We start from the raw sequence: 23,076 nt of genomic DNA, 5'->3' as shown, positions 1-23,076 counted from the left end.
GATGATAATTTCTAGAATGCGCTGAATATAGCCATTACAACGAATCTTGATTAGCTTGTGTCGCCATGTATAGGCGAAGTCTGCCAATTTTTGGTCATGATCTTGATGACCGTCATTGAATGTTATTTATCGTAACTATTTATATTAAATGCGCTTTAACCATTTTCCAAGGTTAGGTCTCGCCAAAATCACATCACGCAGTTGGCTGGTACGGACAACTTCAGCCAGTTGTGCACCCACGGCAATATCCGCGATACTCCGTTCAGATCCAACCAGCCAATCTTGGCGCGCGAGTACCGCCTCTATCCGATCCAGATGTAGAGTAAATTCAGCCACGATATCGTCGTAGCTCAGTCTGCCTAGGCCTTGCATACGGAGTTTTAAGGCGAAATCGACTTTCAGCGCAGCCTTAATCGCGATGCGTTCATACTTGGGTCGCCCTGCGCAGACGATATCGAGCACTTGCTCCATGGCGTTATTGTCGATATAGCGGAAGTACACCTCAAACCAATATAGCGATTCATCAGCCCAATCTTCCCAAACGGCAGCCTGTGCATTTTCAATGGGATCAACAGGGTAGAGCGGGTGCTCTGGGTAGTGCTCATCAAGGTAACGTGCGATGCGGGTGCTGTCTTGAATACGCTTGCCATCGATATCCAGCACGGGTAATTTCCCGGCGCGACTTAGGCTAACAACTTTGGCACCCAAGAAGCCGTTATAGTCGAGTTTTTCATAAGCCAATCCTTTGTGGTCGAGCGTCAATGCCGTCTTACGGCAAAAAGGGGAAATTTCCCACTGATGAAGAACAATATTTTGGCTCATGCTCGGTAGTCCTGTGAGGTTTTAATCAGTGTTTTAAGGATAAAGGGGGCATCAATGTCCGTGGCTGACTTTAAACCACCAAAGCCAGCGTGTGAAGCATTCTCTGCAGCGGGGACGAAACCCACGTTTCACTTCTGGTGAAATGTTTAGACTTCGTGTGCCATCACTTACCTTTGTCTGCCAAAACATTGCTGCTTGATGGACATCGGCATATATTCAGCTTGTGGTCCCCATCATAATATACTAAAGTTCCAAATAAGAACTTAATGAAAATAATCATTCCTTATCGATTAGCATGGCGTCACATCGGGATGCAGGATAGAACATGATATGGCTTCTTCAAATATAGAAAATTTGACTAATCAATACATTAGTATGACGCCATGCGCTGTCGTGATCGGCGTGGGTGCAGTGCAGGGCATAGGCGGGGCGGTCTGCTTACGCAGTGCCAAAGCGGGATTACACGTGTATGTGGCGGGTCGCACCGCGAGCAAGATTGAGCAGGTTGTGGCACAAATTATCAAACAAGGTGGGCAAGCCTCCGCGTATGTGATTGATAGTACGAAGCCTGCTGAGGTCACTGCGTTATTCCAGCATATTGCCGATGAGCAGCGAGTCCCTGAACTGGTTGTGCACAATGTGGGTGGCAATACCCCATCGCGGTTTTTGCATACAGAAGCCAGCTTTTATGAGCATCTCTGGCGCACTACATTTCTGGCGGGTGCGCTGGTGGGACAAGAAGCCGTACGTCGTATGTTGCCGCAAGGTCACGGTACACTCATTTTCACCGGGGCATCGGCCTCACTGCGAGGTAAACCGATGTTCGCCGCATTTGCTGCAGGCAAGGCGAGCTTACGCAATTTTGCCCAGAGTCTGGCGCGTGAGTTTGCTGGGCAAGGGCTGCATGTGGCACATGTCGTGATTGATGGCGCAGTAGATGGCGATCGGATCAATCAACTTGGTTTTGGCGTTGGTCGTGTAGTTCGAACCTTGATCAAGGGGGCATCCGGTAGTCTCAAACCTGAAGCGATTGCTGAGAACTATTGGCATCTGCATCAGCAGCCGATTGAGGCGTGGACGCATGAGCTGGATTTACGTCCATTTAAGGAGAAGTTCTAATGACCTTTAAAATCTCCTTACCAAGCATTTTCTCTAGCAAGTCCAAGTTCGCACGGGGTTGTGCTGTGATTGTGGATTTGGATCAGGATTCCGCAGTGGTTTCTGCACTCTGTGCGCAGGCTATTCGCTCGGGTTTGGTTACCTATCGCGTGATTCATGATCCGGATGTGCCTAAGGCAACGTGTGCGATACCTGCATTTGAAATTGATCTACCGAGTATTTATGCAGTCCGTCTGGATATCTGTTCGGTGGATGCGGTGCAATCATTATTTACTGATCTGGCGGTTGCGGGTTTAGTGCCAGAATGGATTGTTCATGCGCCAACACGATCGACTTCGATTGCCACATTGACGATGACCCCGAAGGAATTAGAGTCTTTGTGGCGTGTGCATGGGTTGAGTGCCTTTGTGATCGGCCAGACAGCATTGAAAGCGATGTTACTTCATCGCTCAAAGCGTAAGCTTCAGCGCTCCGCAACGATTATTTTTGTTGACGCAATCGATGCGATCCACAGCCAGCCGAACTTCAGTGGTTTTGGGGCGGTGAAAGCCGGAGTGCGTGCTTTGGCCCAGTCTATGGCGCGAGAGTTTGACCCACAAGGCGTTCACATCGCGCATATTTTGCTGGATGAAGGGGATGTGAGCGGAGAACCCGCTGAGCGATTTGCACAAGCGGTAGCCTCGACGTGTTGGCAGATCCATACCCAAGCGAAAGAAGCATGGACGCAAGAGCTTGAACTGCGTCCAAGTTCTGCGGCATGGTGACTTGTCATGCGTGAAATGAAAATGGGATGTAACAGGTATGCGTAAGACGACTCGAGAGTTTTTGTTTCCCGTGTCTCATGCCGAGCTGACGCTGTCGCTGATTCGTGCTCGTCAGGGCAATGAAGCGCAATATTTTGAGCGAATGGGGCTCACCCCTGAAGATCTGGTCGATCCCAATCAGTATCTGACGCTGGCCCAGTTTAAAACGGCCATGCAGTTGGGATCTGAATATATGCTGCCGGGAGAGCCGCATTTTTTGCAATTGCTGGCTCATTTTCCACCCACGGCTCATGGCTTAGTCGGTATCGCTGCACTTACTTCGGCAACGCTTGGGGATGCGCTGAATGTTGCGATTGAGTTCTTTCCTCTGTTGATGCCTTCCATGGAGCTGCACCGTGAGGACTTGCACCATGAGTCGCGCGTCTATATCAAGCGATTACAAGAGTTTGGTTCACCGTTTGACGAAGTGCAGATGGAGTTCGTTATTGCAGGCTTTGCTCGCATGACAGAGTTTGTGAGTGGCACGCAGTTGCATGCTCGCCCTCAGGTCCGAAAAGATACTCAGGTGCAGCTGACCCATATACGCACTGAAAATCTGGAGGCTTATGAACACTTTTTTGGTAAGCCGGTGCAGTTTGGTAGTGCCCGTAATGGTTTTACCATCAGCCGTAGCATCTTAAATCAGCCTTTGTTGACGCATAATCGCATTACCCATGACATGCTGCTGACCACGCTCTCTCGCCAACTAAAGAGCATCCCACAAGCCAGACCATTGACCCAGCGAGTACAACGTTTACTGACGCAAGGGATTATTCATGGGCAGCAGTTGGATGCTGCTGAGATCGCCAGTCAATTGTCGATGTCGGTACGCACATTGGCGAGGCGCCTTAGTGAAGAGGAATCCTCTTTGCTGGAACTGACCAAAAGTGTGCGCATGGAGCGGGCTGAGTGGCTGCTGACCAGTGGTGAGTTGCCCCTCAGCAAAGTGGCGCAGCAACTGGGTTTTAGCAGTCAGGCGGCGTTTACGCGTGCTTTTAAACAGGCTACGGGGCGTACACCCGGTGACTTACGTAAACATCCTATGCAGCCAGACAAAAATGAAGAAGACTGCTTGATAGGTTAAAGAGCGAATGGTTTTGTCTACTTTAAGATCAAGGAGATCATGTCATGGATCAATCGCATATTTTGGTTGAGAAGCGTGGGCATCTCTTGCTCATCGGCTTTAACCGTCCCGAAAAATTGAATGCGTTTACCCCTGAACTTATTCATGAACTTGCTGCTGCCTATACCCAATTGGCAAAGGATCCCGAGCTGCGCTGCGGCGTGGTCTGGGCGCAAGGCAAGGATTTTACCGCGGGTCTCGACATGCCCGCCATCGCTAAATATCTCCCCAAAAGCTTAATCAAACCCTTGGTGCCGCGAGGCATGATTGATCCGTGGGGTGTCAGTACACCGCAGTGCCCTAAGCCGATTGTGACTGCTGTACAAGGCCGCTGCTTTACACTCGGTATTGAGTTGATGCTGAGTGGTCAGGTCAGTGTGGCAGCCGAGTCGGCAAAGTTTACCCAATACGAAGTCAGTCGTGGACTATTTCCTTTTGGCGGTGGCACGGTGCGCTGGCCGCAATCGGTGGGTCTGAATAATGCTTACCGTTATATCCTGACGGGCGATTGGTTTGATGCCCATGAGGCTTATCGACTGGGGGTGGTGCAGCAAGTTGTGCCAGATGGTCAGGAGCTACAAACGGCCATTGAGATTGCACAGAAAATAGCTGCACAAGCACCGCTGGGTGTACAAGCGATTTTAAAATCGACGCGTTTGGCACAAGCCGAAGGCAGCCGAACCGCGTTGTCACGGATTAAATGGCAGATTCTACGATTATTCTTGAGTAAGGATGCAAAACGCGGGGTGGAAGCCTTTAAAAACCGAACCACGGCAAAGTTTGAAGGCAACTGATGGAGCATAAAATTTCCCCCTCTTAGAGAGGGGGAAAGATTAGAGATAATTAACATTAAGCTTTGGCTAAGATCTCACGCAGCACGAATGGCAGGATGCCGCCATGACGGAAATAATCCACTTCGATGGCCGTATCTATCCGCGATAGCAGTACCACATCAAAGGTGGAGCCATCAGGACGAGTGACTTTCAAGGTGATGTCAGATTGTGGAGTCATATGATCATTGACACCGATCACATCAAAGGTTTCATCGCCTTTGATCTTCAGTGACTCGATTGAATCCGTGCCTTTAAACTGCAACGGCAGCACGCCCATACCGACCAAGTTTGAGCGGTGAATCCGCTCAAAGCTACGAGCAATCACGGCTTTGACCCCGAGCAATTGCGTGCCTTTTGCCGCCCAGTCACGACTGGAACCCGTACCGTATTCTTCACCCGCAAAGACCACCGTTGCCGTGCCGCGTTTGATGTACTCCATCGCAGCGTCATAGACCGTGGTTTGTTTGCCATCCAGCAGAGTGAAACCGCCCTCGATGCGAGAACCATCATCGCGTAGCGGTAGCATCAGGTTCTTTACCCGCACGTTGGCAAAGGTACCGCGAATCATGATGTCATGGTTACCGCGGCGTGAGCCGTAGGTATTGAAGTCGGCCAATTGCACGCCGTGTTCAGTCAAGTACGTACCCGCTGGTGTGGTTGCACGGAATGAACCTGCTGGCGAAATATGGTCAGTGGTGACCGAGTCGCCAAGCACCAGCAAGGCTTTGGCGTTTTTGATTTCTTTAACCGGACTTGGGGTCATGGCAAAGTTTTCAAAGAATGGCGGCTTGGCAATATAGGTCGAAGTCGGCCAAGTGTAGACATCGCCATGTGCGCTTTGAATATCGTTCCACAGATCGTTGTCTTTGGTGAAGTCGGAGTATTTCTCCCGATAGACAGCAGGATCTTGTGCGTATTTGATCAGCGCATTGATCTCTTCACTCGTCGGCCAGATGTCTTTGAGATAGACCGGTTGACCATCGCTGCCTGTGCCGAGTGGTTCTCTGGTCATATCAATATTGACTCGGCCTGCAATGGCAAAGGCGACGACCAGTGGCGGAGAGGCAAGGAAGTTGGCGCGGATATTAGGATGAATCCGCGCTTCGAAATTACGGTTTCCCGAGAGCACCGCTGCTGCAATGATGTCATTTTCGATAATCGACTCATTGAACTCTGCAGCCAGATCACCGGCATTACCAATACAGGTCGTACAACCGAAAGCCGCAACGTTAAATCCGAGCTTATCCAGTGAGGATTGCAGACCTGCCGCGGTTAAATATTCTGGAACCACGCGAGAACCGGGACCGAACGATGTTTTGACCCGTGGGTTAACCTGTAGACCTTTTTCGACGGCTTTTTTCGCCAGTAAACCTGCACCGATCAACACGCTGGGGTTTGAGGTATTGGTACAAGAGGTGATCGCCGCAATCAATACATCACCATGTCCCAGATCAAGGTATTGTTCGGTGGCATGCGCAACTGGCGCGGCAGCATCTGCGGTTGGGCGATTGGCAATCATGTCGGCTTCACCGCGAATGATTGTGCCTTGATAGTCTGATTTATGCGGTGTTTCGACGTTATGCGGCAGCGTACGCTTGGTTGTGTAGCGCTTATGCAGATCACCTTGGTTTTTGTTGAATCCGTTATCAGGCAGTGGGGCACTGAACAGATGATCGAAGTCTTTTTGCATGCTCGGCAGTTCGATGCGATCTTGCGGACGCTTCGGTCCAGCCAGTGATGGCACAATGGTATCGAGGTTTAGAGCAAGACTTTTGCTGTAATGGATCTCACCGCCCTTGGGAATCCCAAATAGATTTTGCGCTTTGAAATATGACTCAAATGCGTCGATGTCTTCTTCTTTACGACCTGTACCCCGCATATAGTCTACTGTCACTTCATCCACAGGGAAGAAGCCCATGGTTGCGCCGTATTCAGGAGCCATGTTGGCAATCGTGGCACGATCCGTGAGCGACAGCGACGAGGTGCCTTCACCAATAAATTCAACGAATTTACCGACCACTTTTTCTTTACGCAGCATTTGGGTGATGGTGAGTACCAAGTCGGTTGCGGTCACGCCTTCGCGCAGTTTGCCTTTAAGTTCGACACCCACCACATCTGGGGTCAGGAAGTAGACTGGCTGACCGAGCATGCCAGCTTCGGCCTCAATCCCTCCCACACCCCAACCGACCACGCCGACAGCATTGATCATGGTCGTATGAGAGTCAGTACCGACGAGTGTATCGGGATAGAGCACGCCATTTTTGTTCTGTACGCCGTTGAAGAGGTATTCCAGATTGACCTGATGCACGATACCAAATCCGGGTGGCACGACACCAAAGGTATCAAAGGCTTGCATGCCCCACTTCATAAACTGGTAGCGTTCATTATTGCGTTTGAATTCCAATTCCATGTTTTTACGCAGTGAGTCTGCGGTGCCGTAGAAGTCCACTTGCACGGAGTGGTCAACCACCAGATCAACAGGCACCAGCGGTTCGATGGCTTTGGGGTTCTTGCCCATTTGCGCGGCGACATTACGCATTGCGGCAAGGTCGGCAAGTAGTGGCACACCAGTGAAGTCTTGCAGCACTACACGTGCGACTACGAAAGGAATTTCTTCAACACGATTGGCAAGCGGTTCCCAATTGGCGAGCTGTTTGACGTGTTCATCGGTAATTTTTTTGCCATCGACATTACGCAGTACGGCTTCAAGGACAATACGGATCGAAACTGGCAGCTTGGAGATCGGCCCCACACCTGCGGCTTCCAATGCCGGGAGCGAGAAGAGCTGTCTGCTCTCGCCATTCTTTAAAGTGATTGTTTTTAGGGTGTCGTGCAGATTGTGTAATGACATGATGACCTCTGGGTTTTGCTGGCAAAATTTCAGGCGAGCGACATTAGACGAATTCATTAACCCGCAATGATTTGCAGATTGTGCGCTTTATTCTACGCTTCATTTTTGGACGAGAGAGGCTTGGAAAGTAGTTGGATTGTTTCTTTATGCAAATGGGTTAGTGCACGGCGACAGGTCTAGATATCAACGATATTTTCTGAGATCAAGACTCTATATCAGAGCTAGAAAAAGATAATGTGCTCAGATGACGAGTGAATGTTTAATTCATAAAAAAGCCCAGAATCGAATTCTGGGCTTTTTGCTTCTATAAAACGTCATTTGTGGGATTAGTCATCCAAATGCGCAAAGCGCACTAAGTTAGAGAGATGAACATTGCGTTTTTCGGCTTTTTTAAACATCAGGATGATTTTACCGACTTGTTGCACAACGTCTGCACCACTGACTTCAATCACACTGTCGATCAGCGTTTGGCGCAGTTCGCGGTCTTCGCCAGCGACTTTAACCTTAATCAGCTCATGGTCAGCCAACGCACGGCGGAGTTCCTCAATGACGCCATCCGACAGGCCGTGGTTGCCGATCATCACGATGGGACTAAGTTCATGCCCAATGCGACGTAAGCGTTTGCGTTCATGAGTGGTAAGAGCGGGCATAGCAAAACCTTTGTAGTATGTAAAACAACCGATCCTTGCTGTGTGGCAAAAGAATCGTTTAAAAAAATAAGTGATACCTATTGTAGCTTAAAAACGCGCTTAAATATGACAGATCATCACATCAATCAAGCATCCAAACGACTTTTGGCTTAAAATAGACAAATATCACAAAATTTTTTCGTTGTTTTTGCATCAATTTGCGCTGTTCATTTAAAAACCAGCTCTTGATTGTTTTTAGCCCAGCGCAGCAAAGCACCCGTATATTCAAATGGAACGCAACACATGGCAACTCGTATTACCAATAACAAACTATCCAAAAGTAGTAAGGCTTGGATGCGTGAGCATTTGGATGATTTCTATGTGAAGCAAGCCCATAAGGATGGCTACCGTTCACGTGCGGCGTATAAGCTGCTTGAGGTCAATGAAAAATATAAATTGATCAAGCCCGGCATGACTGTGGTGGACTTGGGCTCGGCACCGGGTAGTTGGTCGCAAATCGCCGCCAAGCTGACCGGAGAGCGCGGTATGGTTGTTGCATCAGATATTTTAGAGATGGATCATCTGGGTGGGGTGACCTTCTTACAGGGCGACTTTCGTGAAGAAAGTGTTTTTAATAAATTGCTCGAAATCTTAGATGGCCGACGAGTAGACATTGTAATTTCGGATATGGCACCCAATACATCAGGTAATAGTGCTGTCGATCAGCCGCGTATGATGTATCTATGCGAATTGGCGCTCGACTTTGCCAGCAAGGTGCTGGATGAAAAAGGTCAGTTTTTGGTAAAAGTCTTTCAGGGTGAAGGCTTTGATGAGTATCGGAAAGCGATTTTTAAAGAGTTTACGGTCATTAAAGCAGTCAAGCCGAAGGCTTCACGTCCTCGTTCACCCGAAGTGTATTTGCTTGCTCAAGGGCGGAAGGTCAGCGCGATCAAATCAAATGATGCCGAATCTGATGTGATGGATACCGAAGATTGATGGATTTGAGCTGCCGTGACAGGCGATTTGCAGCAACAGAATTGTGAAGTTATGTAACGCGTAGATGTACAAAACGTGACAAAATCCGACGTAATGACCACGGAATAAGGTTGTTGCTGGACTGTAATCACGTTAATGTAAGTCAAACAAATGATGAGTGTAGGTTTGAAAAAGTTTGACTGACTTTTTTATTTAATTAAGTAACCATAGGTGGAAAAGCCTTGAACGATATCGTCAAGAATACAGTACTGTGGTTGGTGATTATTGGCATTGTCGTGCTGGTATTCAGCAATTTCGAGAACAAAAAGAAGCCCGATCCTCTGAGCTACTCTGAGTTTGTGACTGCGGTTAACGCAGGGCAAATCAAGAGCGTCAAGATTGATGGCGAGAGCATCACGGGTGAGCGCAAGGATAAGACCCCTTTTGAAACCGTCCGTCCAGGTATCGCTGACAATGCGCTGATGCCAAGTCTGACTGCACAGAAAGTGGAAATCCAAGGTGCTGCTCCAGAACGTCAAAGCGTTTGGATGCAACTGCTGGTGGCCAGTTTTCCTGTACTGTTGATCATCCTGTTGATCATGTTCTTCATGCGTAATATGCAAGGCGGCGGTTCGGGCGGCGGCGGTGGTCGTGGTCCGATGAGCTTTGGCAAATCCAAAGCCAAGATGCTGACTGAAGATCAGATCAAAGTGAACTTTGCCGATGTCGCAGGTTGTGACGAAGCGAAAGCTGAATTGGTTGAAGTGGTGGACTTTCTGCGTGATCCGACTAAATTCAAGCGTCTGGGTGCGATGATTCCACGCGGTGTGCTGATGGTTGGCCCACCGGGAACTGGTAAAACCTTGCTGGCAAAAGCAGTGGCTGGCGAAGCGAAAGTACCTTTCTTCTCGATTTCAGGTTCTGACTTTGTCGAAATGTTTGTCGGTGTCGGCGCATCACGTGTGCGTGATATGTTTGAACAAGCCAAGCGCCATGCACCATGTATCATCTTTATCGATGAGATTGATGCGGTTGGTCGTCATCGCGGTTCAGGTATGGGCGGTGGTAACGATGAGCGCGAACAAACACTGAACCAGATGCTGGTTGAGATGGATGGTTTTGAAGGTTCAGAAGGCGTGATTGTGATTGCTGCGACCAACCGTGCAGACGTATTGGACAAAGCCTTACTGCGTCCCGGTCGTTTTGACCGTCAAGTGGCGGTGAGCTTGCCTGACATCAAAGGCCGTGAAGAAATTCTGAATGTTCACATGAAGAAATTGCCTTCTGCCACGGGTGTAGAAACCAAAGTGCTTGCACGCGGTACGCCGGGTATGAGCGGTGCGGATTTGGCAAACCTTGTAAATGAAGCGGCTTTGTTTGCAGCACGTCGCAACAAGAACACGGTCGATATGCATGACTTTGAAGATGCCAAAGACAAGATCTTCATGGGTCCAGAGCGTAAATCGATGGTGCTGCGTGAAGATGAGCGTAAAAATACCGCTTATCACGAAGCGGGCCATGCCTTGGTTGCTGAGCTGTTGCCAAACACTGATCCTGTGCATAAAGTCACCATCATGCCGCGTGGTTGGGCTCTGGGTGTAACTTGGCAGTTGCCTGAGTTTGACCGCGTCAGCAACTACAAAGACAAGATGTTGAATGAGTTGTCGATCCTGTTTGGTGGTCGTATTGCTGAAGAAGTGTTTGTGAATCAGAAATCAACCGGTGCTTCAAACGACTTTGAACGTGCGACCAAAATCGCCCGTGCGATGGTCACCAAGTTCGGTATGAGCGATGCACTCGGCATCATGGTTTACGAAGATGATTCGCAAGATGGTGGTTACTTTGGCAAAATCGGTAATCGTTCGGTCAGCGAAGCAACACAGCAATTGATCGACCAAGAGATTCGTAAAATCTTGGAAGAGCAATATACCGTTGCCCGTGATCTGATTGAAGCCAACAAAGACAAGATTGAAGTGATGGTAGAAGCCTTGCTGAAATGGGAAACCATTGATCGTGATCAAGTGGTTGATATCATGGAAGGCCGTAAGCCACGTGAGCCTAAAGTGTACGAACCAGTTAACCCTGTGCCAGTCACTGTAGTACCACCAGAAGGTGCGGTTTTACCGCCCCCACTACCAGCGATGTAATCTTGAAGATGTGATCAAAGAGCCTTCGTGAAAACGAGGGCTTTTTATTTTATAAAAAGGCTTAGATTATAAAAAAGGAACTTTGAGATGAAACTGCATCCTTTGCCTAAACGTATCCTGCAATGCGGCAAGCATACGCTTGATCTGTCGCGTCCACAGGTTATGGGTATTTTGAATGTCACGCCGGACTCGTTTTCTGATGGCGGACGCTTTAATCATTTAGATACTGCGCTTAAGCATGCCGAACTGATGCTGGATGAAGGGGCCAGTATTATTGATATTGGTGGGGAGTCGACGCGACCGAATGCTGCGCCAGTGTCAGTGCAGGAAGAACTGGATCGGGTCATTCCTTTAGTGGAGGCGCTTACGCAAGGTTTTGATCCAATCATCTCGATTGATACCAGTAGTCCTGAGGTGTTTAGTGCGGCGGTAGACGCGGGTGCAACGATCTGGAACGATGTACGTGCTTTAACTCGCCCCAACGCGTTGGATACGGCTGCAAGGCTAAAACTGCCTGTGATCCTGATGCATATGCGCGGTGAGCCAGCCACCATGAATGATCTGGCGGTGTATCACGATGTGACGCGTGAGGTGCATACCGAGCTGTCTTTTCGCATTGAAGAGGCGTTTGCGGCAGGAATTATGGCCGATAACCTTATTATTGATATGGGCTTTGGCTTTGCCAAAGATACGCCGCAGAGCCTGCAACTACTCAATGAAATCTGGAAGCTGAATACTTTAGAGCTGCCGATGCTGATGGGTATTTCGCGCAAGCGGGTGCTGGGTGAGATTCTTAATGGTGCCGCTGTGGATGAGCGGATCTATGCGGGTCTGGGCGCGGCATTGCTCGGAGTCCAGCAGGGGGTGTCGATTATTCGGACTCATGATGTCCGCGCGACGGTTGAGATGCTGTCGGTGTTTAGTCAATTACCCTAAGCATTTGAACGCATAAAAAAGCCTGATTCATGATGAATCAGGCTTTTTTATGGCTTATTGCTTATGCATGAGGGTGGAGATGTTGCTCATTATTGATCAAAGGTTGATTGACCTCGACGATGATATGCACCAATTCTTCATGAATGCTGAGCTGTTTACGGAAATAATCTGAATTGGCTTCAACATGATCCGTGCAGAGATTCAAGACACAGGCATATTGATCTTTGCCAACGCGCCAGACATGGATATCATTGATAGTGGCAGGGATTGGACTGTGCTGAATCACTTCGATCACCTCGGCTACCACGGGAGCATCCATTTCTGCATCGAGCAGAATGCGCCCAGAGTCGCGAATCAAGCCGTATGACCAGATGGCCACCAAGATACCGCCAATGATACCCATCACTGGATCAAGCCAGTTCGCGCCCCAGAGCTTACCTGCGATCAAGGCAATAATGGCCAGCACAGATGTTGCCGCGTCAGTGATGACATGGATATAAGCAGCGCGCAGATTCAGATCGTGGTTACCGCCATGCGATGCATGCCCATGGTCGTCATGTCCATGTGAGGCGTGGTCGTGATGCGAGGCATGGTCATGACCGTGCCCGTGATCATGTCCATGAGTGTGTGAAGAGCTGTGTCCATGGCTATGGTTATCTTTGAGTAGCCAAGCACAAATGAGATTGACCGCAAGACCAATGATGGCAATAAAGATAGCTTCATCGTAGTGAATCGGTGTGGGAGCGAGTAGGCGATCGGTGGATTGAAATAGCATCCATGCAGAAACCAGAATCAAGAGGATTGAGCTGGTAAAGCTGGCGAGGATTTCTATCTTCCACGTTCCAAAAGTAAAGCGGGCATCTTGTGAGAGCTTCCTTGCCAAGACATAAGCCAGCATGGATAACCCCAAAGCCATGGCATGGGTACTCATGTGCCAGCCATCGGCCAGCAGCGCCATCGAATTAAAGATATAACCACCCGCAATCTCTGCAACCATCATCAGCGCAGTCAGGATAACCGCCCACTTAATTTTCTTTTCAGCCATGGGGTTACTGATATTGAAAGAATAGGTTTTAGGCCGAGCGTGTTGTATGGACGTGACTGTCTCATGCGAATGATGCGATGATAGCGGTGCTGGCATGGTCATGCCTCCAAAGCGGTAGAGGGGGAGCGTCGCGAATTTAGGCGTTCGTGTGTATACTCCCCCCTAGTATAAAGAAACTTAATCGAGGTTGCTATGCCCCATACGATCCATGACAAAAAGAAAATTATGACCCGCATTCGCCGGATTAAAGGTCAGGTCGAAGCACTTGAAAAAGTTCTTGATCAAGAAGTGGAATGTATTGAAATTCTTCAGCAAATTGCCGCTATTCGGGGTGCCGCTAATGGCCTCATGGTTGAGGTGCTGGATGGACATATCCGTGAACATCTTGGCGTTGATGATCTAACAACTGAGCAGCGTCAGCTTGAAGTGGAGCAGGTTGTGGGCATTTTGAAGTCGTATTTAAAGTAGGCTGTATAGGCGTTAAAGGTTTTAAGTCATGCTTGAGGTTTTTGGCTACGGCATGACGCATTCAATTTAAAGTTGATGCCTATTCAGATCGTCGCCTACAGGATCAAGATGTGTTTCAAAGAAGCCGAAAATCATGCTTGTTTATCAGAGATTGTCATGATACAAGTGAAGATAGATGATTAAGGTTAATCATTAAAAAACAATTAAATCTAAGAAAATTTTATTCGTCATTCTGCGTAATTAAGCTCTAAAGACAAAGGACTCTGTGCAGGCTTAAGCGCTGAATTAATATTTGGGGTATTAACATGGCGTTAAGTGAAGAAGCAGTTAATTGGGCATATCGATTTATGTTGGGTAGACTGCCAGAGTCTCCTGCAGTCATTGCTTCACATATGCAGAATTTTGATGAAGGTTCTCTCATCAATCTCCTGATGCAATCCGAAGAATATAAGATTCGCAATAATGTCGGCTCTGGGGTCGCTGATTTCCATACCGTTGCCGAAAATGAAGATGAGCTTTGGCTAACGCCGGGTAAGATGCGTATTGTTGTGGTTGGCAATTGTCATGGGCGCGGTATGGCCAAAATCATGCCTTACCTGTCTACCGAAGTCGTGACCAAGTTCTATTGTCATACGCCTGAACTGCTGCAGGGTCTCCGTATGGGACAGTTTAATATCAGTTATTTTATGGAGGCTGATCTGGTATTGGTCCAGTCCGGTTGGGATACGGTCAACCTGATCGAAGCGTACTATCCGGATATCCGCAAGAAAAGCAAAGCCTTGCCCATCGTAATCTTCAATGCATTCCAACCGGATTGTGTGCATATTCATCGTGAAGGCTACCATGTCCCCAGCCCGATCGGTCCATATGGTTCATCGTTGGCTTTTTATAGCTGGAAGAATGGCTTTAGTCCTGAAAAGACTATCAGTTTATATAATCCCGATGTCTATGAAGCGCTTGGTTTCTTTGACTATTGGGATGCGTCTGTTGCGTGGCTGAATAATGAGTGGGAGCGGTGCGGGATTCCCCTTGGCGACCATATTGCCAATTGGTCCAAGCGTGGTTGTTGGATGCATACCATGAACCATCCTAAACTCTTTGTCCTAGCGGATGTAGCACGGGCAGCGCTTGCGCGTGAGGGAATTAGCACGCTGCCCTATGTGGAAGATTATATTAAAGATGACCTCGGCAGTTTGACGGCATGGCCCGTCTATCCTGAGATTGGCCGTGCGCTCGGGATGAAACCTGAGTTCACATCCATGCATTTTAAACGTGGCAACGCTGCGGGTCGCCAAGTAGATATGCTGGGGCTTGAGGAGTTTGTGCACGGTTCTTTTGAGATTTTTGAGACCTTCAATCGCGATGATTTAACGTGCGATAGTTTTAGTCATGCACGTTTTGAAAATTTAGCCCAATTTGCCTCGAACCTGCATGCAAAGCCTCGCTCAGAAGCTATTGCACCAGTGGCAGAGGCAGCGGTAAGCGTAGACCTTGTGTCCAGCGAAGCGTCACCAGAGGTTGCACCAAGTGGTAATCCTTATCGTGGATTGGCGGATTATCAATTCTGGCGCCGTGCGATAGAACGACCCGCCATGAAGGATGTTGATTCGGCTTGGCGCCTCGCCATAGAAAAGTCAGCCATGCATACGATTGATCCTGTGCTGCGCTCAGGATTTAAAATAGATCGCCAAGATAAAGTGGCTACTGCCGGCAGTTGTTTTGCTCAGCACATCTCCCGCACATTGCAGAAGAAGGGTTTTAACTACTTCATCAGTGAAAAGGGCGATCTTTCAGAAATTGATCTGACTGCCGACGAAGCCCAGCGCCGTAATTATGGGGTGTTCTCAGCACGTTTCGGCAATATCTATACGGCTCGACAATTGCTGCAATTATTTGATCGTGCATATGGTCATTACACGCCAGAGGAAAGCTATTGGGTGCGGGATGATGGCAAGCTGGTTGATCCGTTTAGACCGCAGGTTGAGCCTGAAGGTTTTACGTCGATTGAAGACTTAAATGCGGACCGTGAGAAGCATTTTGCTTCGGTACGCGATATGTTTGAAAGTCTGGATGTGCTGGTCTTTACGCTGGGCCTGACCGAGTCATGGCAGAGCCGAACCGATGGTGCGGTGTTTCCTTTGGCGCCAGGGGTTGTGGCGGGCGAGATGGATACGACTCGCTATGAATTTGTTAACTTCCAAGTCGCTGATGTCGTTGCTGACTTAAAAGGTTTTATTGGTCGATTACTTGGGGTCAATCCTAAAGCCAAGATGCTGATCACGGTCTCACCCGTGCCTTTGATTGCGACCTATGAGGATCGCCATGTGCTGGTTTCCACAACATACAGTAAGTCCGCGCTGCGTGCTGCAGCTGAAGAAATCTCCTTACAGCACAGCATGTGCGAATACTTTCCCTCTTATGAGATCATCACGGGTAGTTACACCCGTGGTGAATACTTTGAAAGTGATCTGCGTTCGGTGAAACCGGAAGGCGTGGAGCATGTAATGCGGCTTTTCTTACAGCACTATGCAAGTGATGCGCCTTCTATCGCTTCGCTGCTTACTGAGCAATCGGACATTACGCATCATGCTAAATCCTTTAGTGAGGAACTACTGGAGCAAAATGCCCGACTTGCTGCGATTGTCTGTGATGAAGAGGCGCTGGATCGTTGACAAGGTTCTTGATTGAATCGGCTATGGAGTGTTGTGTTGAGCGATAGTGATTTAGGTTCAAGGAGGAGGCCTTTCTTTCGTTCGCGTAGACAGGCGATTACCACAGTTGAATACGAAATTCGGTGGTGGCGTTCGCCTAAACTGACGATGGCGAGTTTTGTGCTGCTTGCGGGGCTCGTTGCTTTTATTGTATCCAGTCTTTTATTGAAAGTCGGTACGGAGAGCATGGCGTTACGCTATGCGGCAGGTTTGTTTTTTGGTTATCTGACCCTTTGTCTGAGTTTGTGGCTATGGACAGGATCGCATCCCAAGCATATTGCTTCGGATCTTGATGCCAATGAGATGAGCAAAAATTCACAATCGGCTCATTCCTCATCGAAAGTAGATTATGTGGATGCAGCCAATGTCTTACCCACCAGCATAATGGATCTTGAATTTTTGCTTTTATTTGTGCTGTTGGGTGGTACATTCTGGTTAATTTATGCAGCCCCCACCTTGATGGCAGAATTGACACTGGACAGCGTGATCTCTGTCCAGATCTATCAACGTCTACGCCGTGCTGATGTTCAACCCTATCTCTATACATTTTGGCAATTAACGCGCTGGTCTCTATTCTTTACTGGATTGGTCGTGGTTGGTGGGGCATGGTTACTTCAGCATTGGGTCCCCAATGCCTTAACGTTGGGTGATGTGCTCAGACAGAGTTTCTAGTTGCCCTATTAACCAAATGGTCAGTTATAAAAATAGAAAACAATCTATATATCGCGAATTCAATAAAAACGGCATACTTCATGCTTTAAAATACCTCTAATTGATCGTTTAGATGATCGCCTTATACGTTTTTAGGAATACAAGTATTCGTGGATATTTTCATTCAACAGCTTGCTAATGGTTTGATTATTGGCAGTATTTATGCATTGATTGCACTGGGTTATACCATGGTTTATGGGATTCTCGGTTTGATCAACTTTGCACATGGTGACGTGGTAATGGTGGGCGCAATGTCCACGGTTACGATTCTCACGACATTAATTGGTTTAAATTTAGGCATTCCGCCTTATCTGCTCCTCGTGGTTGCTGTCCTGCTTGCACTGCCTGTCTGTGCCTTACTCGGTTTTAGTATTGAGCGGATTGCCTATAGGCCACTGCGCCGTGCGCCACGCCTTGCGCCGTTGATTACCGGTATTGGTGTATCGATTGTACTGCAGAATCTGGCGATGATGATCTGGGGACGCGGTTATCAGCGTTTCCCAGAAGTGCTGACCAGCGATCCGTTTAATATTCTGGGTGCACGCATCACCGCATATCAGATGGGCACCTTTGTACTGTCCATTGTGCTTATGATTGGTCTTTGGATACTTGTACAGCGCACCCGTCTAGGACGTGCCATGCGTGCCACCTCGCAGAATGATCGCGTGGCGGCGCTGATGGGGGTGAATGTCAATCGAATCATCAGTAGCGTGTTTATGCTGGGTTCTGGACTTGGCTGTTTAGCAGGGGTGATGTACACCGCAAGTTATGGTCAAGCTAGCGCCACCATGGGTTTCTTGCTCGGTCTAAAAGCCTTCTCTGCGGCGGTATTAGGCGGTATTGGTAATATTCGTGGCGCGGTATTGGGTGGCTTTGTCCTTGGAATTATCGAGGCGATGGGGGCTGGCTATTTATCGGATTGGACCGGCGGTTTGATGGGCAGTGAATACAAAGATATCTTTGCCTTTATCGTACTGATCGCAGTACTGATGGTGCGTCCTTCAGGCTTACTGGGTGAACGTGAGTCGGAGCGCGCATAATGACAACCATCAATGACACACTGGCACCGAAAAAGATGAAGCCGCGTTCAGTCAAACAGAAATCGGCATTTTTTATCCTCACACTCGCACTGATCCTTTTGCCCTTTGCATTGGGCTTGATGGGTCCATCGTGGGTACGGACAGCGGACTATGCGCTGTTGTACTGCATGCTGGCGCTGGGTCTGAATATCGTTGTCGGGTATGCGGGTCTACTTGACTTGGGCTATATCGCTTTCTATGCATTGGGTGCCTATATGGTGGCGGTGCTGGCATCACCCCATTTAAATATCCATGTTTCGCCTTGGCTTCTGATTCCGATAGGCGCGGGTTTTGCCGGTCTTGCGGGTGCGATCTTGGGTGCCCCGACCTTGAAACTGCGTGGGGATTATCTGGCGATTGTGACCTTGGGTTTCGGTGAGATTGTGCGTTTGTTTATGCAAAATCTGGATCGTCCCGTCAATATCACCAACGGTACCCAAGGAATCAGTGGGATTGATAATCTCGCCTTCTTTGGTCACTCCTTTGGCTCGGGTTTTGATCTTTTTGGCCAGCATTTCAATGGCGCTTATCTCTATTACTACCTGTTTTTAATTCTGGTGCTGATCATCATCGGCGTATGTATGCGTCTAGAAAACTCCCGCATCGGCCGCGCTTGGGTTGCGATTCGTGAAGACGAGCTTGCGGCTAAGGCGATGGGCATCAATACCCGGAACATCAAGCTACTGGCCTTTGCGATGGGTGCCAGTTTTGGTGGCGTTGCGGGTGGCATGTTTGCCAGCTTTCAGGGTTTTATCGATCCAACCAGCTTTGGTTTGATGGAATCGATCATGGTGCTGTGTATGGTGGTACTAGGCGGTATGGGTAATATCGCGGGTGTTATTTTGGGTGCGGTATTGCTCACGCTGACCCCAGAAGCTTTGCGTGCCGTTATTCACCCTTTGCAAGAGGCACTGTTTGGACGCCAAGTGGTTGATCCGGATAATGTGCGGATGCTGATTTTCGGCATTGCGCTGGTGGGCATGATGCTCTTTAGACCTGAAGGCTTACTGCCGTCGCGTCGCCGCAAGGAGGAGTTCCATCATGACTAATCCCAGCCTATCTCAACCCTTACTCCAGCTTGAAGGGATCAATAAATCCTTTGGCGGTGTACATGCGTTAAAAAATGTCAGTTTGAGCGTTCAGCAAGGCACCATTCATGGCCTGATCGGTCCCAATGGGGCGGGTAAAACGACCCTGTTTAACGTGATGACGGGTATGTATCAGGCCGACTCTGGCTGCTTCAATTTTGATGGCGAATCCTTAAGTCTTAAAACCAGTCCACAGGTGTTGGCCGTAAAGGGACTCGCACGAACCTTTCAGAATATTCGTTTATTCAGTGAAATGACGGCGCTGGAAAACATCATGGTGGGGCAACATAGCCAGACCAAAACGGGAATCTTTGGTGCTGTGCTGAGGACTCCTGCTGCAAGACGCGAAGAGCGCTTGATTCGTCAAGAAGGCTATCGCTTGCTGGAGTATGTGGGCTTATCCAAAGATGTGGCGGATCGCGTTGCGCGCACCTTGTCTTATGGCGACCAACGCCGTTTGGAGATTGCCCGGGCGCTGGCACTTAAACCGCGCTTACTTGCTCTAGATGAACCCGCAGCGGGTATGAATCCGACCGAGACGGCACAACTGCAAGATTTGATTCGTCGTCTGCATGCCGATGGCATGACGATCGTGCTGATTGAACATGATGTGGGATTGATGATGCGTCTTTGTCAGCGCATTAGTGTATTGGATTTTGGTGAGAAGATTGCGGATGGCACCCCAGAAGAGATCCGCCGCGATGAAAGGGTGATTAAGGCCTACTTAGGTGGTGATGATATGCCCAACTCAGGAAAAGGCGCGATGCCTATCGCCGGGACCGCACAGGGCTCACTACAAGATGACCACGCAGGAACGACACCATGAGCGTACATGAAAAACTGTTAAGTGTAAGTAATTTGCACGTCCGCTATGGCAACATCCATGCGATGCAGGGTCTGAATATTGAAGTCAATCAAGGCGAATTGGTTTGTCTGATCGGTGCCAATGGCGCGGGTAAGAGTTCGACCTTGAATGCTTTGGCAGGCTTGGTGCCTTCTACGGGTTCTGTGATCTATCAAGGCAAGGAAATCAGCACGCTTGCCAGCCACCAGCGCGTCGGTCAAGGTTTAGCACTGGTGCCCGAAGGGCGCGGTGTCTTTTCTAAAATGACCGTGCTGGAAAATCTGCAAATGGGTGCTTATCTGCATGATTGGCGTGAGAGTGAGCTGGAGTCCATCTTTGCACGTTTTCCGCGTTTGGCAGAGCGCCGTGACCAATTGGCGGGAACCTTGTCGGGCGGGGAGCAGCAGATGTTGGCGATTGGTCGTGCTTTGCTTTCGCGTCCCAAACTGCTGCTGCTGGATGAGCCGTCTATGGGGCTTGCGCCACTCATGATTGAGTTGATCTTTAAGACTTTGGCAGAGCTCAAAGAAACCGGTCTATCCATCCTGCTGGTCGAGCAAAATGCACGCGGTGCATTGCAACTGGCAGACCGCGCTTATGTGCTGGAACATGGCGAAATGACTTTGAGTGGCACAGGACAAGATTTATTACATGATGCCCGCGTTCAAGCGGCCTATCTCGGTGCAGGAATAGAAGCGTAATGTCGAATCAAGCTATCAGCAATCCAGAGACCCCAGCAGAAATTAATCTTGCGGATCGTAAAGTGATTTACCGCGCCAGACGTGGATTAAAAGAGCTGGATTATTATTTTGATCCTTATGTGCGTGAGCATTTTTTGCAAGCCGATAGCACGGAGAAAGCAGCTTTTTCCGAACTGATCGATCAGGAGGATCCTGATTTGCTCGATTGGTTTATGAACGTCACTGAACCTCCAGCCAGTCTCACCGCGATTATTGCCCGTTTGAAATCGCTGAGAGCGTAAGAGGCTCCATGCAAATCAACGCCACGATTCAGCCCAGCAAGATGCAGTGGGGGATGACTATCGTGGCGTTTTTATTTGTGGTGCTCCTTAGTCTTCTAAGCACATTACCTCTTTTGGCCAAAGTAGTCCTTTTGCTAGGGTTGGCAGGTTATGCTTTTTATACCTATTATGCAGGCCTCCATCAGACGCGGCTTGTGCAACTGATTCATATGGATCGTCAAGTTTGGCGCTGGGTGACTGTCCTGCCTAAGGCCCCTTTGGCGGAAAATAAAGCAGAAGGGCATTTGCATAGTCTGCACCGCGTGGGGTGGGTGATGGTTCTCGGGTTTAGGATTGAGAGTTCATCTAAATGTCAAATCAGATATTGGGTCATCTGGCGTGATCAAGTGTGTGCTGATGATTGGCGACGTTTGATGGTGTTGGCGCGATTTTGGACGCCTTTGGAAATGAATCCGTCAAAGCGCTGATCCGTCAACGAAGAAACGAGCCATGGTATATAGTGTGATGTGGTTATCGTTTTATGTTACTAATTCATACCAAATTTCTGTTGTATTTCCTCGCAATAACATTCTTACTAGCGCTTTGCAGATTGCAGTGATTTTGCAATACCGCATCAAGGGCAACACGTTTTGGCAGACAATTATTGTTGTGCCACTCAATTATTCATACCGCTTTGAGAGCGAAATAATAGGACGATCATCATGGGAATGTTAGACGGATTAGTCGGTCAAATTGCACAGCAAGCACTTGCACAAGGTGGCCAGCAGGGCGGTTTAGGGGGCTTATTGGGTGGTTTGCTGGGTGGGCAACAGCAACAAGCCGGTGGCGGTGGTTTAGGCGGTCTGTTGGGCGGTTTACTGGGTGGCGGACAGCAACCTGCGCAAGCGGATGGTCAAAGTGGTGGTTTTAGTCTAGGGGGGAATAGTCCTCAGCTACTGGCTGCGTTATTACCGTTGGTTTTGGGCTGGGTACAACAGCAGGGTGGCATCGGTAATGTTCTGCAATCCTTGTCTAATTCAGGTTTAGGTGCTCAAGCGCAATCATGGATTGGCGCTGGTGAGAATCACCCAGTAGATCCACAAGCGGTAGGTCAGGTTTTTGGTGCGGATCAAATTGCACAAGTGGCCTCACAAGTCGGTGTGAGTCCAGAAGCGGTACAAAATGGATTGGCTTCATTGCTCCCTCATGTGATCAATCAATTGACACCAAATGGCGATACCTCAACGGCAGGTGCGGCTGACAATGAAATTGGTGCGATCTTAGGTCAGCTAGGCGGTTTGTTTGGTAAATGATTGATAATAATCTGTTAGTGTTGTGCTGATAGATCTATCACTCATAAAAAAACCGCCCAATTCAGGACGGTTTTTTTTGTTTTGGAAGCGACTTATCGGCTACGGCGAGTCAGTTGCCAAAGATTGATGAGCAATAGTCCGGTAAAGAACAACAATCCCCAATGCGGCAAGGACCAGCCGAGTAATGTCCAATCCACTTTGGCGCATTCACCCGAACCATGCAGCACTTTTTGTACAACGCTTTGCAGTGGGAAGACCTGTAACCAGTAGTCTAAGCCAGGGCCACAAGCGGGGACGTCTTCTGGGGGTAAATGCTGTAGCCAGACATGACGACCTGCTACACCAACCGACCATAGAATGCCCAGTGTGGCAAGCAGGCTATAGAAGCGGCGGCCAAATAGACTTTTCGGGTTGTGTAGCGCGGCAATTAGCGCAACGAAGCCCATGATCATCAAGCCGATGCGCTGAAAAATACACAGTGGGCAGGGATCAAGATGTTGGAAGTGTTGGAGGTAGAGCGCGAAGCCCATGCCCGCAACACTGGCTAAAAATAGACCAAAGCTGACACGTCGATAACTCAGTCCCTGTGTGCTGCGTCGGGCCATAGCGGTTGTCCTC

Annotated in this window: 23 protein-coding genes; 17 read left to right on the top strand and 6 right to left on the bottom strand. The window is 48.9% G+C overall.

The genetic code is table 11. The features are described 5' to 3' along the window. Positions 1 to 144: 144 nt before the first annotated feature. The gene (locus HYN46_RS16005) at positions 145 to 822 is read right to left on the bottom strand and encodes a glutathione S-transferase family protein (RefSeq protein ID WP_114900318.1); all 678 of its coding nucleotides are present in this window, start codon (positions 820 to 822) and stop codon (positions 145 to 147) included. Continuing rightward, the gene (locus HYN46_RS17550; protein WP_265935984.1) at positions 819 to 947 is read right to left on the bottom strand and encodes a hypothetical protein; all 129 of its coding nucleotides are present in this window, start codon (positions 945 to 947) and stop codon (positions 819 to 821) included. The genes HYN46_RS16005 and HYN46_RS17550 overlap by 4 nt, the downstream gene beginning before the upstream one ends. Positions 948 to 1,152: 205 nt before the next feature. Between HYN46_RS17550 and HYN46_RS16000 the strand changes: the two genes are divergently transcribed. The 4 genes from HYN46_RS16000 to HYN46_RS15985 are packed head-to-tail and all read left to right on the top strand — an operon-like array spanning position 1,153 to position 4,661. Then, positions 1,153 to 1,941: an SDR family NAD(P)-dependent oxidoreductase gene (locus tag HYN46_RS16000; protein ID WP_228254836.1), complete on the top strand. Its 789-nt coding sequence runs from the start codon at positions 1,153 to 1,155 to the stop codon at positions 1,939 to 1,941. Further along, positions 1,941 to 2,705, top strand: a complete 765-nt coding sequence (locus tag HYN46_RS15995; RefSeq protein ID WP_114900317.1) for an SDR family NAD(P)-dependent oxidoreductase — start codon at positions 1,941 to 1,943, stop codon at positions 2,703 to 2,705. The genes HYN46_RS16000 and HYN46_RS15995 overlap by 1 nt, the downstream gene beginning before the upstream one ends. 37 nt (positions 2,706 to 2,742) lie before the next feature. Beyond that, positions 2,743 to 3,828, top strand: a complete 1,086-nt coding sequence (locus HYN46_RS15990; RefSeq protein ID WP_114900316.1) for an AraC family transcriptional regulator — start codon at positions 2,743 to 2,745, stop codon at positions 3,826 to 3,828. Positions 3,829 to 3,872: 44 nt separating this feature from the next. Then, positions 3,873 to 4,661 (top strand): crotonase/enoyl-CoA hydratase family protein, encoded by a 789-nt coding sequence (locus tag HYN46_RS15985; protein ID WP_114900315.1) that lies wholly within the window; start codon positions 3,873 to 3,875, stop codon positions 4,659 to 4,661. 55 nt (positions 4,662 to 4,716) lie between these two features. Here the strand turns inward: HYN46_RS15985 and HYN46_RS15980 are convergent, their stop codons facing one another. Together HYN46_RS15980 and yhbY are read right to left on the bottom strand one after the other, a co-directional pair. After that, positions 4,717 to 7,551, bottom strand: coding sequence for an aconitate hydratase (locus HYN46_RS15980; protein ID WP_114900813.1), 2,835 nt, complete (start codon positions 7,549 to 7,551; stop codon positions 4,717 to 4,719). Positions 7,552 to 7,877: 326 nt separating this feature from the next. Then, on the bottom strand, positions 7,878 to 8,201 hold the full coding sequence (yhbY, locus tag HYN46_RS15975) for a ribosome assembly RNA-binding protein YhbY (protein WP_114900314.1): 324 nt from the start codon (positions 8,199 to 8,201) through the stop codon (positions 7,878 to 7,880). A 282-nt stretch (positions 8,202 to 8,483) separates the two neighbouring features. Between yhbY and rlmE the strand changes: the two genes are divergently transcribed. The 3 genes from rlmE (at position 8,484) to folP (ending at position 12,238) form a co-directional block, all read left to right on the top strand. Further along, a complete protein-coding gene (rlmE, locus tag HYN46_RS15970; protein ID WP_114900313.1) occupies positions 8,484 to 9,176 on the top strand; it encodes a 23S rRNA (uridine(2552)-2'-O)-methyltransferase RlmE in 693 nt (230 codons plus the stop codon). Between the two features lie 221 nt (positions 9,177 to 9,397). After that, positions 9,398 to 11,302, top strand: coding sequence for an ATP-dependent zinc metalloprotease FtsH (gene ftsH / locus HYN46_RS15965; protein WP_114900312.1), 1,905 nt, complete (start codon positions 9,398 to 9,400; stop codon positions 11,300 to 11,302). An 87-nt stretch (positions 11,303 to 11,389) separates the two neighbouring features. Beyond that, positions 11,390 to 12,238, top strand: a complete 849-nt coding sequence (gene folP, locus HYN46_RS15960) for a dihydropteroate synthase (protein WP_114900311.1) — start codon at positions 11,390 to 11,392, stop codon at positions 12,236 to 12,238. Positions 12,239 to 12,299: 61 nt separating this feature from the next. Here the strand turns inward: folP and dmeF are convergent, their stop codons facing one another. Further along, the gene (dmeF, locus tag HYN46_RS15955; RefSeq protein WP_114900310.1) at positions 12,300 to 13,379 is read right to left on the bottom strand and encodes a CDF family Co(II)/Ni(II) efflux transporter DmeF; all 1,080 of its coding nucleotides are present in this window, start codon (positions 13,377 to 13,379) and stop codon (positions 12,300 to 12,302) included. 96 nt (positions 13,380 to 13,475) lie between these two features. On the opposite strand from dmeF, the gene HYN46_RS15950 reads away from it, so the two are divergent. From HYN46_RS15950 to HYN46_RS15905, 10 genes are all read left to right on the top strand, one after another. Further along, positions 13,476 to 13,751: a metal/formaldehyde-sensitive transcriptional repressor gene (locus tag HYN46_RS15950; RefSeq protein WP_114900309.1), complete on the top strand. Its 276-nt coding sequence runs from the start codon at positions 13,476 to 13,478 to the stop codon at positions 13,749 to 13,751. A gap of 305 nt (positions 13,752 to 14,056) precedes the next feature. Continuing rightward, positions 14,057 to 16,423 (top strand): GSCFA domain-containing protein, encoded by a 2,367-nt coding sequence (locus HYN46_RS17385; protein ID WP_162818268.1) that lies wholly within the window; start codon positions 14,057 to 14,059, stop codon positions 16,421 to 16,423. 36 nt (positions 16,424 to 16,459) lie between these two features. Beyond that, entirely contained in the window at positions 16,460 to 17,134 is a 675-nt protein-coding gene (locus tag HYN46_RS15940; RefSeq protein WP_162818267.1) for a hypothetical protein, read from the top strand. Positions 17,135 to 17,283: 149 nt separating this feature from the next. Then, entirely contained in the window at positions 17,284 to 18,213 is a 930-nt protein-coding gene (locus HYN46_RS15935) for a branched-chain amino acid ABC transporter permease (RefSeq protein ID WP_114900307.1), read from the top strand. Then, on the top strand, positions 18,213 to 19,301 hold the full coding sequence (locus tag HYN46_RS15930; protein WP_228254835.1) for a branched-chain amino acid ABC transporter permease: 1,089 nt from the start codon (positions 18,213 to 18,215) through the stop codon (positions 19,299 to 19,301). Before HYN46_RS15935 ends, HYN46_RS15930 begins: the two co-directional genes overlap by 1 nt. Further along, positions 19,294 to 20,166, top strand: coding sequence for an ABC transporter ATP-binding protein (locus HYN46_RS15925; protein WP_114900306.1), 873 nt, complete (start codon positions 19,294 to 19,296; stop codon positions 20,164 to 20,166). Before HYN46_RS15930 ends, HYN46_RS15925 begins: the two co-directional genes overlap by 8 nt. Beyond that, positions 20,163 to 20,885: an ABC transporter ATP-binding protein gene (locus tag HYN46_RS15920; protein ID WP_114900305.1), complete on the top strand. Its 723-nt coding sequence runs from the start codon at positions 20,163 to 20,165 to the stop codon at positions 20,883 to 20,885. Before HYN46_RS15925 ends, HYN46_RS15920 begins: the two co-directional genes overlap by 4 nt. Next, on the top strand, positions 20,885 to 21,166 hold the full coding sequence (locus tag HYN46_RS15915) for an FAD assembly factor SdhE (RefSeq protein WP_114900304.1): 282 nt from the start codon (positions 20,885 to 20,887) through the stop codon (positions 21,164 to 21,166). The genes HYN46_RS15920 and HYN46_RS15915 overlap by 1 nt, the downstream gene beginning before the upstream one ends. Positions 21,167 to 21,174: 8 nt before the next feature. Beyond that, positions 21,175 to 21,633: a hypothetical protein gene (locus HYN46_RS15910; RefSeq protein WP_114900303.1), complete on the top strand. Its 459-nt coding sequence runs from the start codon at positions 21,175 to 21,177 to the stop codon at positions 21,631 to 21,633. 234 nt (positions 21,634 to 21,867) lie between these two features. After that, the gene (locus tag HYN46_RS15905; protein ID WP_114900302.1) at positions 21,868 to 22,458 is read left to right on the top strand and encodes a YidB family protein; all 591 of its coding nucleotides are present in this window, start codon (positions 21,868 to 21,870) and stop codon (positions 22,456 to 22,458) included. Positions 22,459 to 22,550: 92 nt separating this feature from the next. Here the strand turns inward: HYN46_RS15905 and HYN46_RS15900 are convergent, their stop codons facing one another. Next, a complete protein-coding gene (locus tag HYN46_RS15900) occupies positions 22,551 to 23,063 on the bottom strand; it encodes a disulfide bond formation protein B (RefSeq protein WP_114900301.1) in 513 nt (170 codons plus the stop codon). Positions 23,064 to 23,076 lie beyond the last annotated feature (13 nt).

Source organism: Aquirhabdus parva (genome assembly GCF_003351745.1).
In the GTDB taxonomy this organism is placed as follows: domain Bacteria; phylum Pseudomonadota; class Gammaproteobacteria; order Pseudomonadales; family Moraxellaceae; genus Aquirhabdus; species Aquirhabdus parva.
Note: the sequence above shows the minus strand (reverse complement) of the source record. Positions and strands in the feature narration are given on the sequence as shown.